The organism is Luteimonas sp. 100069, assembly GCF_003813845.1.
Lineage (GTDB): Bacteria > Pseudomonadota > Gammaproteobacteria > Xanthomonadales > Xanthomonadaceae > Luteimonas > Luteimonas chenhongjianii.
The window spans coordinates 117,231-130,162 of record NZ_RPFN01000004.1 but is presented as its reverse complement, the minus strand read 5'-3'; the positions used below and the strand labels follow the sequence as shown (position 1 = coordinate 130,162).

At 71.2% G+C, this 12,932-nt stretch carries 11 protein-coding genes; 7 read left to right on the top strand and 4 right to left on the bottom strand.

The annotated features are described in order from the left end of the window. Positions 1 to 9 precede the first annotated feature (9 nt). Both EGK76_RS09680 and EGK76_RS09675 read right to left on the bottom strand, forming a co-directional pair. Complete coding sequence (locus tag EGK76_RS09680; protein ID WP_233580248.1) at positions 10 to 2,115, bottom strand: gluconolaconase; 2,106 nt, start codon at positions 2,113 to 2,115, stop codon at positions 10 to 12. A gap of 4 nt (positions 2,116 to 2,119) precedes the next feature. Then, on the bottom strand, positions 2,120 to 3,289 hold the full coding sequence (locus EGK76_RS09675; RefSeq protein ID WP_096296913.1) for a class I SAM-dependent rRNA methyltransferase: 1,170 nt from the start codon (positions 3,287 to 3,289) through the stop codon (positions 2,120 to 2,122). Between the two features lie 157 nt (positions 3,290 to 3,446). On the opposite strand from EGK76_RS09675, the gene EGK76_RS09670 reads away from it, so the two are divergent. The 5 genes from EGK76_RS09670 (at position 3,447) to EGK76_RS09650 (ending at position 8,184) form a co-directional block, all read left to right on the top strand. Beyond that, the gene (locus tag EGK76_RS09670) at positions 3,447 to 4,238 is read left to right on the top strand and encodes a rhomboid family intramembrane serine protease (protein WP_096296914.1); all 792 of its coding nucleotides are present in this window, start codon (positions 3,447 to 3,449) and stop codon (positions 4,236 to 4,238) included. Between the two features lie 107 nt (positions 4,239 to 4,345). Continuing rightward, positions 4,346 to 5,437, top strand: a complete 1,092-nt coding sequence (locus tag EGK76_RS09665) for an ATP-binding protein (protein WP_123832470.1) — start codon at positions 4,346 to 4,348, stop codon at positions 5,435 to 5,437. Beyond that, positions 5,434 to 6,870 carry a nitrogen regulation protein NR(I) gene (gene ntrC, locus EGK76_RS09660; protein ID WP_096296916.1) on the top strand — a complete coding sequence of 479 codons (1,437 nt, stop codon included), beginning with the start codon at positions 5,434 to 5,436 and terminating at the stop codon, positions 6,868 to 6,870. Before EGK76_RS09665 ends, ntrC begins: the two co-directional genes overlap by 4 nt. 46 nt (positions 6,871 to 6,916) lie before the next feature. Continuing rightward, complete coding sequence (locus EGK76_RS09655; protein WP_096296917.1) at positions 6,917 to 7,468, top strand: superoxide dismutase family protein; 552 nt, start codon at positions 6,917 to 6,919, stop codon at positions 7,466 to 7,468. A 101-nt stretch (positions 7,469 to 7,569) separates the two neighbouring features. Beyond that, the gene (locus EGK76_RS09650) at positions 7,570 to 8,184 is read left to right on the top strand and encodes a superoxide dismutase family protein (RefSeq protein ID WP_096296918.1); all 615 of its coding nucleotides are present in this window, start codon (positions 7,570 to 7,572) and stop codon (positions 8,182 to 8,184) included. Between the two features lie 396 nt (positions 8,185 to 8,580). On the opposite strand, the gene EGK76_RS09645 is transcribed toward EGK76_RS09650, so the two are convergent. Next, positions 8,581 to 9,396 carry a hypothetical protein gene (locus EGK76_RS09645; RefSeq protein WP_233580271.1) on the bottom strand — a complete coding sequence of 272 codons (816 nt, stop codon included), beginning with the start codon at positions 9,394 to 9,396 and terminating at the stop codon, positions 8,581 to 8,583. Positions 9,397 to 9,586: 190 nt separating this feature from the next. Here EGK76_RS09645 and EGK76_RS09640 point away from each other — a divergent pair, with 190 nt between their 5' ends. Together EGK76_RS09640 and EGK76_RS09635 are read left to right on the top strand one after the other, a co-directional pair. Then, positions 9,587 to 10,864, top strand: coding sequence for an acetyl-CoA C-acetyltransferase (locus tag EGK76_RS09640; protein ID WP_123832469.1), 1,278 nt, complete (start codon positions 9,587 to 9,589; stop codon positions 10,862 to 10,864). A gap of 17 nt (positions 10,865 to 10,881) precedes the next feature. Continuing rightward, positions 10,882 to 11,439 (top strand): hypothetical protein, encoded by a 558-nt coding sequence (locus tag EGK76_RS09635; RefSeq protein WP_123832468.1) that lies wholly within the window; start codon positions 10,882 to 10,884, stop codon positions 11,437 to 11,439. A gap of 193 nt (positions 11,440 to 11,632) precedes the next feature. On the opposite strand, the gene EGK76_RS09630 is transcribed toward EGK76_RS09635, so the two are convergent. Continuing rightward, the gene (locus EGK76_RS09630; RefSeq protein WP_123832467.1) at positions 11,633 to 12,916 is read right to left on the bottom strand and encodes a heme biosynthesis HemY N-terminal domain-containing protein; all 1,284 of its coding nucleotides are present in this window, start codon (positions 12,914 to 12,916) and stop codon (positions 11,633 to 11,635) included. Positions 12,917 to 12,932: the final 16 nt, after the last annotated feature.

Genomic DNA, 12,932 nt, shown 5'->3' with positions numbered 1-12,932 from the left:
AAGCGACGCTCAATACAGGCGCAAAGCCAGCTCGCGCGTTGCGTCGTTTCCGGCGGCATCGCGGACCACCGCGCGCAGCACGTAATCGCCAGCCGACAGCGTCGCCGGATCCCACAGCGACGGTTCCAGGCGCCCGTCGCGCACCAGGTTGTTGATCGCGTAGCGGAACCGCGTGCGCGAGGCGCCATGCACGGTGATGCCGCTGTCGCCGGCATAGGCGATGCGGACGGCCTCGCGGTGCGGCGGCATGCGATCGAAATCGATGGTCATGCGCGGCGCCTCGAACCCGGGCAGCGGCGTGCCGTCGGCCTGCAGGAACTGGTAGCCCAGCGCGTGCAGCCCGAGGCGCCGGCGCGGCAGGTTGCCGTCCACCTGGTCCCAGGCTTCAACGACGATCTGCACGCCGCCACCGTCGCGCGGCACGCGCAGGCGCCCGTCCTCGCGGGTGGTCAAGGGCTGGTCGAAGGCCTCGAGCAGGGCCAGATCGTCGATGCGGGGCGCCACGGTGTCGACGAAGTTGCGGAAGCCCAGGCCCACCGCATTGCGCTGGTAACCCCATGGTCCGACGGCCAGATGCACGTGCGCCTGGGCGTTGATGGTGCCGATCGCGTCGCCGGCGCGCAGGTGTGTCCCGCGTGCGATGCGCACGCGAAGCGGTCGGCCGTCCTCGCCTTCGATCAGCTGGAAGCGCGGATCGAGCGCTTCACCGCGCGGCGTTCGACCCACGCGCATGTGCATGTAGGTCAGGTCATCGATTTCCATGTGTTCGGCCTGGTCGCCGAACGCGGCCGCCGCGTAGGGGTTGGTGATCTTGGCATCGGCGATTGTCAGCACCGGTGCGCCGACATCGCCGCGCACGTCGAAGCCGGCGTGCAGATGGCTGCGCGATTCCCCGCGGAAATTGCCGCGCACCTCGCCGAGCGTGCCGACCACTTCGTGCCAGCCGTCCTGCGGCGCCAGCGGCCAGCGGCCGCGGGTGTCGGGCAGGGCGGCATCCGGAGCCGGGCCCACGGCGGCGTTGTCGAGGTTCTGTTTCGCGCCGTCGGGCCGCACCTGCACGATGCGGTGCACGCGGCGCGCCGCCGCATCGGCGACCCACAGCCGGCCATGGCGGTCGAAGGCGAGGCCCGCAGGGCGCGCAAGCCGCTGGGCCATGTCGCGACCGGTCAGCACGTGCGCCCGGCCGTCGGGCGTGATCTGCAGCACGCGGCCGCGCGCAAGCTCACTGAGGTAGAGGCGGTCCTGCGCATCGATCGCGATCGAGACCGGTGCCGTCGGCGCCGCGTCCGCGTCGCTGCCAAGCAGCGCCAGCGTCGTGGTGCTGCCATCGGGCGCCACCCGTCGCAGCGCATGGTTGCCGGTGTCGGCCACCCACAGCGCGCCGTCCCTGCCTGCCGCGATGCCGCCCGGCGTATCGAAGCGGGCCTGCCCGCCGGCACCGTCGAAGAAGCCAGGGCGACCATCGCCGGCCAGCGTGCGTACCGCGCCGGCCTCGATCACCCGGATGCGGTCGTTGAAGCTGTCGGTGACGTACACGCGGCCCGCCGCGTCCACCGCCACGCCGATCGGCGCATGGAAGCGCGCCTGCGCGGCCGGGCCATCGGCGAAGCCGGCCCCGCTCCCGCCAGCGAGCGTCGTCACGGTGCCGTCCGGGGCGACCCGCCGGATCGCGTGATTGCCGGTGTCGGCGACGTACAGCGTGCCGGCCGTGTCGATCGCCAGGCCCGACGGCGTATGGAAGCGTGCATCCGCGCCGATGCCGTCCTCGAAGCCTTCGAGGGCGCCGGCGAGGGTGTCGACACGGCCATCGGGGTGCAGGCGGCGAATGCGGTTCGAGGCGCCGCCATCGGCCACGAAGACCGTACCGTCCGCGGCGACGGCGATGCCAAAGGGATCGTCGAAACGCGCCGTCGATCGCATGCCATCGCGCATGCCGCGGTGGCCATCGCCGGCGGCAAGCTCGATACGCGCCGGAAGTCCCGCCGGCGGTGGCACCGGCTCGGGGCGTTCAGGGCTGCGCCATTCCAGCGCGACGCTTGCGGCCAGGGCGAGCGCCGTCAGTGCGGCGACCGCCCACAGCGCCCGGCGCGTGCCGGGCCGCGCCCGCCGCCTCACGCGGTCAGTCGACCACGCGGCAGAACACCGCCTTGAGGTAGCGCGATTCCTGCACGTGCGCCATGAACGGATGGTCGGGACCGGCGCCCGATACCTTGAGGATCTGGATCGTGCGGTTGGCGTAGAACGCCGCGCGCCGCAGCATGTCCAGGAACTGCTCCTCGCTGACCAGGCCCGTGCACGAGAACGTGGCCAGCAGCCCGCCCGGCTTGACCACGCCGAGCGCGAGCTTGTTCATGTCGAGGTATTTCTTCAGCGCCGGAATCACCTGCTCGCGGTCGCGGGTCATCTTGGCCGGGTCGAGGACGACGACGTCGTAGGCATCGCCCGCGTTCGATGCATCGCGCAGCCACGGGAAGATGTCCGCCTGCACGAATTTGATGCGCACATCGTTGAGCTTCGCGTTGCCCTTGGCGATCTCGATCACGTCCTCGTCGATGTCGATGCCGACGACTTCGCTGGCGCCGCGCACCGCCGCGTACACGCCGAAGCCGCCGGTGTTGCAGCACAGATCGAGCACGCGGCGGCCCTCGACATGGCGGCTCAGCCATTCGCGGTTCTCGCGCTGGTCGGCGAAGAAACCCGTCTTGTGCGCGCCGGCCGGATCGGCGCGGAAGCGCACGCCGTATTCGGTGATGATCGCCGGCTCGGCAGGCACGCTGCCGCGGTAGTCGAAGCTCTCCTGCTTCTGCACGTGCTCGTCGGCGAAGCTGTGGAAACGGCAGCCGGGGAACTGTTCGGTCAGCGCCTCGTAGATCCATTCGCGGTGGCGGAACATGCCGGCGCTGAAGAACTCCACGACCAGCAGGTCGCCATAGCGGTCCACCACCAGGCCCGACAGGCCGTCGCCTTCGCTGTGCACGACGCGCCAGGCATCGGAGACGTCGTCGAGCTTGAGCACCTCGCGCCGCAGCGACACCGCCTCGGCGATCTTGCGCGAGAACCAGCCCGCATCCACCGGCACGTCCGGATGCGTCTCGAGGATGCGCACGGCGATGCGCGAATGGCCGTTGTAGAAACCGCGGCCGATCCACTCGCCTTCGACGCCGATCACGTCGACGATGCTGCCCGGCTTGGGTCGCTGGGCGGGCTTTTCGACGAGACGCTGGAAGATCCACGGATGGCTGGAGCGCCAGGCGTTTTTCAGCCGGACGACGGGATAGGAAGTCTGCATGCCGGGAATTCTACGGGCTCGCCGACGATGGCGCCCGCAGTGGCGCGCGGGCGCGAGACGGGCCGCGCGAGGAACACGCGCAGCGACTGGTCGGCAGGGCTCGGTGCGGAAGCCCGTCCCGGCTTGCAACGGGGGGATCCGTCGCCATGCTGGTGGCATGCATCTCGACAGCCCCGACGACATCCCCGACTCCCATGCCCAGCGCGCACGCGACCGGCGGCTTCTGACCCGCGCGCTCAAGGCCAGCGTGGGCTTCGTGCTGCTGCTGGTCATCGTGTTCGGCGTGCAGGGCATGCTCGACTGGCGTCCGCTGGCGGTACGTCCCGGCGAATGGAGCGGCCTGCTCGGGCTGCTGACCGCGCCGTTGCTGCACGGCTCTCCAGAGCACCTGATCGCCAACGCGAGCGCGCTGCTGGTGCTCGGCTCGCTGGCGCTGGTGGTCTATCCCAGGGCGACCCTGCGCGGCCTGCCGCTGATGTGGCTCGGTTCCGGACTGGGCGCGTGGCTGATGGGGGCGCCGGGTTCCTACCATCTCGGTGCCAGCGGCGTGACCCACGGCCTGATGTTCCTGGTGTTCGTGCTCGGCCTGCTACGGCGCGACCGCCCCGCGATCGCCGCCGGGATGATCGCCTTCCTGTTCTACGGCGGCATGCTGCTGACGGTCCTGCCGCAGGAGCCCGGCGTGTCCTGGCAGTCGCATATGGGCGGCGCCATCGGCGGCATTCTGGCCGCGTTCTGGTTCCGCCATGCCGATCCCGTCCCGCCGCGCCGGCGCTACAGCTGGGAAATCGAGGAAGAGCAGGCCGCCCGCGCCGAACTCGAACGCCGCGAAACCTTCGAACCGCCCGCGCCCCATGACGTGCCGGTGCTGTGGGAACGGCCCGAGCCCCCGCGTGGCGTGGTGTTGCACTTTCCGGACCGGCGCGGCGCGCGCGGGGACGAACGCTGATCCTGCGATCGCGGGCTTTCGCCTGAGCACCCGGCTGCGCTGGGATCGAACCGCAAAATCCCGCCGCGTGCCTGTCGATGCCGGACTCCATGCACTACATTGGTGCAATGGCCGACGAAACCCCGCCCCCGCATGTCTTCGATGCACTGACCACGCCGCTGGTCTGGGCCGCGGCGGACGGGCGTATCCGTGCCTGCAACCTCGCCTTCGCGCGGTGGCTCGGCGTGGGCCGCAAGCGGCTGCTCGACCAGCCGCTGGCAGCGTTGGAGGTCGACGGCGAAGTGCTGCGACAGGCGTTGCGCACGCCCGGCGATCCCAGCGACGGGGCGATCCGGGTGCGCCGGCTGGCCCTGGCCTTTCTCGGCGGCGAGCCGCGTTTTGCCGATGCCTGGCTGTCGCGCGAGGCTGATGGTGGCCTGCTGCTCGAAGCCCATCCGGTCGACGAGTTCCCCGGCGCCGATCCCACGCAGGCGATGCCGCTGGCGCTGTCGGCGGCGCTGCGTGGCCTGGCGCACGAGCTGCGCAACCCGCTGGCAGGGCTCAAGGGCGCGGCGCAGCTGCTGGCGCGTCGCGTCGGCGATGGCGAATCGGGCGAACTGGTGGCGCTGATCGACAGCGAGGTCGCGCGGCTGGGCACGCTGGTCGACCAGCTGCTGTCGCCGCGTGCGCCCACGCCGCATCGCGCGCTCAATATCCATGGGGTGCTGGAACAGGTGCTGCGACTGGCCGAGGCCGACGCCGGCTGGGCGGTGCGCATGGTCCGCGATTACGACCCCAGCCTGCCGGAATTGCTCGGCGATCCCGACCGGCTCACCCAGGCCATCTGGAATCTCGTGCGCAACGCGATCCAGGCCGGCGCCGCCAACATCACCCTGCGCACCCGCGCCGCGCTCGGCGTGCGCCTTGGCGACGAGGTGCACGCGATGGTGCTGCGCCTGGAGGTCGTCGACGACGGCCGCGGCGTGCCGGAGAACATCGTCGAACAGATCTTCCTGCCGCTGGTGTCCGGGCGCGCCGACGGCAGCGGTCTGGGGCTCGCGCTTGCCCAGCAGGTCGCACGCGAGCATCGCGGCGCGCTGGTCTACCGCTCGCGCGCCGGGCACACGGTGTTCACCCTGCAGGTGCCGTTCCCGGACGACGATGCTTCGGGCGATCCCGAACACAGCGAAACCACCGCGCCGGAGGCGCCTGTCGCATGAGCCTGCCCGCAGCGCGTATCTGGGTGGTCGACGACGACCGTTCCGTGCGCTTCGTCCTGTCCACTGCGCTGAGCGAGGCCGGCTACGACGTTTCGGGCTTCGACAGCGCGCAGGCCGTGCACGAGGCGCTGGCCCAGCGGCCGCCGCCCGCATTGCTGTTCACCGATGTGCGCATGCCGGGCGATTCCGGGCTGCAGCTGCTCGAGGCGCTCAAGCACGGGTATCCGCAGCTGCCGGTCGTGGTGATGTCGGCCTATACCGACGTTGCCAGCACCGCCGGCGCATTCCGCGGCGGCGCCCAGGAGTTCCTGTCCAAGCCCTTCGACCTCGACGAGGCCGTGGCCCTGGCCGCGCGCGTGCTTGGCGACCACGACAGCGCACAGGAGCCCGAACCCGCGCCGGGCGGCGATGCCGATGCCGATGCCGACGCCCTGGTCGGCGATACCGCGCAGATGCGCCAGCTGTTCCGCGCGATCGGGCGCCTTGCGCAGGCGCCGGTGTCGGTGCTGGTCACCGGCGAGACCGGCACCGGCAAGGAACTGGTGGCGCGCGCGCTGCACCGCGAATCGCCGCGGGCGCGCCGGCCGTTCGTCGCGCTCAATACCGCGGCGATTCCCGCCGATCTGCTGGAAAGCGAGCTGTTCGGCCACGAAGCCGGGGCGTTCACCGGCGCCTCGCGACGGTACGTGGGGCGCTTCGAACAGGCCGATGGCGGCACCCTGTTTCTCGACGAGATCGGCGACATGCCCGCCTCTTTGCAGACGCGCCTGCTGCGCGTCCTGGCGGAGGACGAGTTCTTCCGGGTCGGCGGGCGCGAGCTGATCCGCGTTGACGTGCGGGTGATCGCCGCGACCCACCAGGACCTCGAGCGCCTGGTCGCCGAAGGCCGTTTCCGCGCCGACCTGCTGCATCGCCTCGACGTCGTGCGCCTGCGCCTGCCGCCGCTGCGCGAGCGCCGCGAGGATGTGGGCCAGCTTGCCGAGCGCTTCCTGCAGGCTGCCGCCGTGAAGCTCGACGCGCCGCCCAAGCGCCTCGGCCGCGCCGCGCTGCAGCGGCTGCGCACGCACGACTGGCCGGGCAACGTGCGCGAGCTGCAGAACCTGTGCTGGCGTCTGGCCGCGCTGGCGCCGGCCGATCTGGTCACGCCGCAGGATCTCGACGGCCTGTTGACCGCGCCCGGCAGCGCCCCGGCCGCCGACGCCGGCAGCCAGGCCGCCGACGACTGGGAGCGCCCGCTGCGCGCCTGGGCCGATGCCCGACTGCGGGCTGGCGACGACGACATCCATGCGCAGGCGCGCGACCGGCTCGATCGCGCCCTGCTCGAAACCGCGCTGGTCCACACCGGTGGCCGCCGCGCCGAAGCCGCGAGCCGGCTCGGGGTCGGCCGCAACACCCTGACCCGCAAGCTCGGCGCGCGCGGGCAGCGCGGTTGAGGATCCTTTCATCGATGCGCCCAAGGCGCGGGCTAAGGTGACCGCCATGAATCGCCTCTCCCGACTCCAGATCCTTGCCACCACAGCAGCCGGCGTCCTGGCGGGCTGCGCCAGCGCCCCCCGGCCGGCGCAGCCGCCTGCGCCCGCGGCGCCCGCCACCATCGCCGCTACGGGCACCGCCCAGGGCGCGATCGCCAATCTCGCGTCGGCGTCGGGTTCGCTGGTCAGCGGGCGGCTCGTGCTGTCGCCCGACGCCGGCGGCGTGCGCGTGCGTGGCGAGATCGGTGGCCTGGTCCGCAACGGCACCCACAACGTGCGCCTGCATGCGCGCGGCGACTGCAGCGCGGTCGACGCGAGCAGCGCAGGTCCCGAATTCGATGCTCGGGCCGGCGCACCCTCGCGTCAGCCCGATTCCGGCGATCGCGGCCGCGTGATCGCCAATGCGAACGGCGTCGCCACGCTCGATCTGCTGCTGCCCGGCGCGGTACTCGGCGGTGGCGCCGCGAACGACATCGTCGGCCGTTCCCTGCTGGTGCTGGGCGCGACGCCGGGCGCGATCAGTGCGCGCGTCGCCTGTGGCACGGTGCAGCCGCGCTGAACCGATCACATGGTTCCAACCCGGGGAAGCGGATGCTGGCGCGCGTCCATATTTCCACGCGGCCACTGCCGCACCCAGTTTCCAGATCGAGGAGAACACCGATGCACAAGTCCCGTTTCCTGCTGCCGATCCCGGCCGCGCTGGCCCTTGCGCTGGCCGCCTGCGGCGGCGCCGATCGCAGCGCCGATGACAGCGACAATGCAGCGGCGCAGGCGGATCGCGCTGCGGATACGACCGGCACCACGCCGGGCGACAGCGCCGCGACGACGGTCGCGATCGTCGCGCTGCAGCCGACCCAGGGCAACCAGACCGCCGGCGAACTGCGCTTCACGCCCGGCAATGGCCGCGTCGACGTCACCGGGACCGTGACCGGCCTCCCTCCCGGCGGCACCCATGGCTTCCATGTGCATGAGAACGGCGACTGCAGCGCACCCGACGCGAGCAGCGCCGGTGGCCACTTCAATCCCGCCGGCAGCGCCCATGGCCGCGTCGGGCATGGCGACCACCATGCCGGCGACAGCGACAACATCAGCGCAGGTGCCGACGGCACCGCGCAGGTCGTGGGCTGGCTCGAAGGCGTGACACTCGGCGATGGCGCCGTGACCGACATCGTCGGCAAGGCGGTGATCGTCCACAAGGACGCCGACGACTACACCACCCAGCCGACCGGCAATGCCGGCGACCGCCTGGCCTGCGGCGTGATCAAGGCCAACTGAGCCTCGCGCCAGTGGGAGTGTCCGCCGGCAGCGGGACACTCCCTTCTTGTTTGCGGATAAGCGCCGCGCCGACGCGTTCCACGCGCAGGACTGCAGCCCGCATCGGGCACTGCCCGGGCATCGGCCGGGTCCGCCGCAAGGCACTGGTTCCTGCTGCGTGCGTCGGCCGGCTCCGATCTTCCTCGTGGTGACCCGCTTGAGGGCGCGTTTCACCGTTTCTCGCCGAAGCGCCGATGCCGTGGCACGGACCGATGCGCGCGTTGGACGGCGCTTCGCCGCGGCGTCGCAAGCCGGGGCGCTCGCCGCAACTTCCCGATAGGCGAAGCCAGCGGAGCGTGCAGCTGCACGCTCCGCGCTTCCTGCCGCGCTACGCGTGTGCGGAGGCTGCGCGCTGCGTCAGCCGAGCGCGGCGACCGGATCCTGTCCGCTTGGCACGTGCGCGAATACCAGCGGCACGCCATGGGCCTGCAGGACCGCGCCGAACTGGCGCTGGCGCGCCTCGTACATCGCGAATCCATGCGCGAGCCGGGCCTGATCCTGTTCCGTGCCGGCGCACCGGCGTCGCCAGTCTTCGGCCGACAGCATCGCGATGCGCACCTCGCCATCGACATAGCGCAACAGCGGCTCGGGCGGAGCGTCGAGCCAGGCCTCGGAGTCCGCCGCGAGCAACGCGGTTTCCAGCACGTCCCACAGCGGATCGAGGCCCTGGTTGCGGTACTGCAGTGCGGTCATCGCCAGCAGGTCGTGCAGCGTCAGATAGCGCGCATGTTCGATGCGCACCCCGAACGCCTCCTGCGCATGCAGCGCGGTGTCCGCCTGCGCCATGCCCAGATCGAGCAGGTCGGCCTCCATCTGCGCCGACACCGCTTCGACGACCGCCGCCTCACCGGCGAACAGATACGGCAGAACCCGCAGGCGGCCGCCGGCGAGTTGCGGGTCCGCCTGGAACGGCAGTGGCACCACGCCTTCGGCGTCGGCACCGAAGGCGATGATCCGCGCGCCCTGCCCGGACTGCGGCGCGCGCTGGCGCAGTTCGTCGAGGCGGCGATGGATCGGCCAGCCGGGGCGCAGCAGCTCGGCGGGGTCGAAGTGCGCGCCGGCGAGCACGAGGTCGAGCTCGCGCGCCGCGGGCACCAGCACGCCCAGGTCGCGCCCGAGCAATCGCGCCAGCTCGCCGGCGGCCGCCTGGCCCAGCGCCGCGCGCGCCGGCATGGCGTCGTCGCTCAATTCCAGGGCGAACACGCCGTGCACCTGCGGACTGGCGGCCGCGCGGGCAACATCATGTCGGGAAATGTCGGGATCTGCGGTCATTGGCCGTGCACATCATCGTGGATACACTCGTTCACATTATGCCCGTCCCATTCCGGGACAGGCTCACGCAGGTCCTGTCGAGGTCATACCGATGCTGCTAGGTCGTCCCGTCGCCGTGCTGGGTGGCGTCCGTATCCCGTTTTGTCGTCAGAACACCGCCTACGCGGATGTCGGAAATCTGGGGATGTCGGTCCGTACGCTGGGGGCCCTGGTCGAGCGTTTCGGGCTGCACGGTCAACAGCTCGGCGAAGTCGCGATGGGCGCGGTGATCAAGCATTCCAGCGACTGGAACCTGGGCCGCGAAGCCGCCCTGTCCTCGGGCCTGTCGGCGCTGACCCCGGGCATCACCCTCCAGCGTGCCTGCGGCACCTCGCTCGATTCGATCATCACCATCGGCAACAAGATCGCGACGGGCCAGATCGAGTCCGGCATCGGCGGCGGCTCGGACACCACGTCCGACGTGCCGATCGTCTATGGCCGCGCGCTGCGTCGACGCTTGCTGGCGGCCAACGCGGCCAGGACCACGCGCGACAAGCTGGCTGCCTTCAAGGGCTTCCGCCTGCGCGAACTCAAGCCTGATTTCCCGGGCGTCGCCGAGCCGCGCACCGGCAAGTCGATGGGCGAGCACTGCGAGGACATGGCCAAGCAGTGGAACATCGCCCGCGATTCGCAGGACGAGCTCGCGGTTGCCTCGCACCACAAGCTGGCCGCTGCCTACGAGCGCGGCTTCTTCGACGATCTGGTGGTGAACTTCCGCGGCGTCTCGCGCGACAACATCCTCCGGCCCGATACGACGATCGCCAAGCTGGCGACGCTCAAGCCAGCGTTCGACAAGACATCGGGCCGCGGCACGCTGACGGCCGCCAATTCCACGCCGTTGACCGACGGCGCTGCCGCGTGTCTGCTGTCCAGCGACGAATGGGCCGCGACCCACGGTCACGAAGTGCTGTGCCACATCCGCGACGCGCACGTGTCGGCGGTCGACTTCGTGCATGGCGAAGGCCTGCTGATGGCACCGACCGTCGCGGTTGCCGAGATGCTCGCGCGCAACGGCCTGACCCTGCAGGACTTCGACATCTACGAGATCCACGAAGCCTTCGCCGCGCAGGTGCTGTGCACGCTGCGCGCATGGGAAAGCGAGGAATACTGCCGCACGCGGCTGGGCCTTTCGGCGCCGCTGGGCCGGATCGACCCGGCCAGGATCAACCCGCTGGGCTCGTCGCTGGCGACCGGGCATCCCTTCGCCGCGACCGGCGCGCGCGTGGTCGCTACCGCCGCCAAGCAGCTCAAGGAACGTGGCGGTGGACGTGCGCTGATCTCCATCTGCACCGCCGGTGGCATGGGCGTGGTCGCGATTCTCGAACGCTGAAACGCGGAGCCTGCCGCATGCCCATCTGCAACCCTGGCCGGCTCGGCCTGCTCGCCGCCGCGGTACTCGCGCTGGCGGGCTGCGGCGGCGAGGACACGCCCGCGGCGAGCGGTCCCCAAATCATCGCCGCGCCTCCACCACCGGAAGCCTTGCCCGACTGCGCCGCGATCGCAACTGCACTGGGCGATCTGGTCGAGGGCCTTGTCGTGGTCGACGAGGCCGGTACGCGTCAGCAATCGCCGGAGAATTACGATCTCAGCTGCGTCTGGCGCGGGAGCGAGGACGGCGCCGCGCTGGGAACCTTCATCATCGTCGACCAGGTGCCGCTGACCGCAACCGACATGCAGCGCGCCGGCATGTACGTGGAGGATCCGCGGGTATCGCCGCTGGGCGGATTCGTTGCCATTCCCGACGGTCTGCTCGACGGCAATGCACCGCTCGGCCCAGTCGGGCCCCAGGTGATCGTCGGGCCGGTCACGGTGACGCTGGCGTCCAATGGCCGCGGCCGCGCGGCGGAATACACGCTCGATCAGGCCGTCGACGCGGCGGTGGCCATCCATCGTCTGATGCGCTGATGCGCCGCGGACCTCGCGGCTGAGGCCGCGGGCTCGCGCGTCGGCAGGACCCGATGGACGCGGAGCCTGTCGCCCGATGCGCAAGCGGACCGCGTGGACGGCCCGCGCCACCGCCCATGCTCAGCGCGGATCGTGCGCCGAGCCTGCGCGGGAATGCGCAGGCGAACCGGCAGATCCCGTCACGCACGTCGGCTCAGAGCCGCTCCGTCGCATGCGGGGGCGCATCGCCGTCCACGTACGGCAGGCCATGCGCGTCGCGCATCTCGGCTTCGATCGGCGCCTCGTCGAACGTGGCGGTCGCCGCTGGAAGCGCAACCACCGGCTCGTTGCGGGCGGCGCGCAGCGCGTTGGCGTAACACAGGCGCGCGTTGCGATCGTCGCCGCTGGCCGCGTAGCCGTCGCCCATCAACATCCAGGCTTCGCTGCCTGCGCCCTGGTCGATCGCGCGCTGCAGGTAACCGCGCGCGTTGATCCAGTCGCGCTGCATATGGTGCAGGCGGGCGAGGCCGAGCATCACGCCAGGGCTGGCGGGATGCGCATTGAGCCACCGCTCCAGGCGCGCCTGGCGATGCGCCGGGTCGCCGATCTCGAGAGTCGCGTAGCGCGCGGCGACGCGTTCGTCCCAACGCGCATCGAGCGCGGTTTCGAGACTCTTGAGCGCCGCGTCGTGCCAGCCGAGTGCGCTCGCCCGATCAGCGTAGGCCAGCACCACGGCCGCCTGGGTGCGGGTGGCTTTGGGCAGCGCTTCCCAGCGCTCGGCCAGGACGTTGGGTTCCGGCGCCTCACGCAACGATGCCGCGGCCCAGCGGTTCTCGCGCAGCTCGAGTTGCGCATCGCTCAGTGCGTTCTGGCGACGCAGTGCGCCGAGCAGCCCGTAGGCTTCCGCGGCGTGGCCGGTCATCGCCCAGGCATCGGCACGCAGCGCGAGACCGCGCGGCGGCAGTGGCTGCGCAGCCGGTGCTTCGAGCGCGGCAAGCGCGTCGATCGGACGTTCTTCGAGCAGGGCGATCTCCGCCAGCGCGATCGCGCGCGTGGCCGGATGCCGGTCGCCGAGGCGGTCCAGGTGCGCACGCGCACCAATCGCATCCCCGCGGGTGATCGCGGCCTGGGTCGCGGCCACCCGCGCCGCCGGTTCGTAATACGGGTTTTCGTCGGCCGACTGCAGCAGCAGCTTCTCTGCGCGTGCGTAATGGCCCTGGTGCAGCGCATCGAGGCCCTCGCCGAGGCGACTCTGCGCGCGCGTCTCGCGATAGCGGCCCCAGCTGCGGAAGGGGAGCATCAGCAGCGAGACCAGCAGCCACAGCACGACCAGTGCGCCGAGCAGCATGGCGATCGCGTTGATCACTGTGGTCGTGTAGTCGACGCCGCCGCGGCGGACCAGCACGTAGCCCGGGTCACTCGACAGCAGCAGCTGCGCGGCAAGCGCGCCGACCAGGGCGATGACGATCCAGACCAGCAAGGCACGAAGCAGGGACATGGCGACTCCAGGGGTG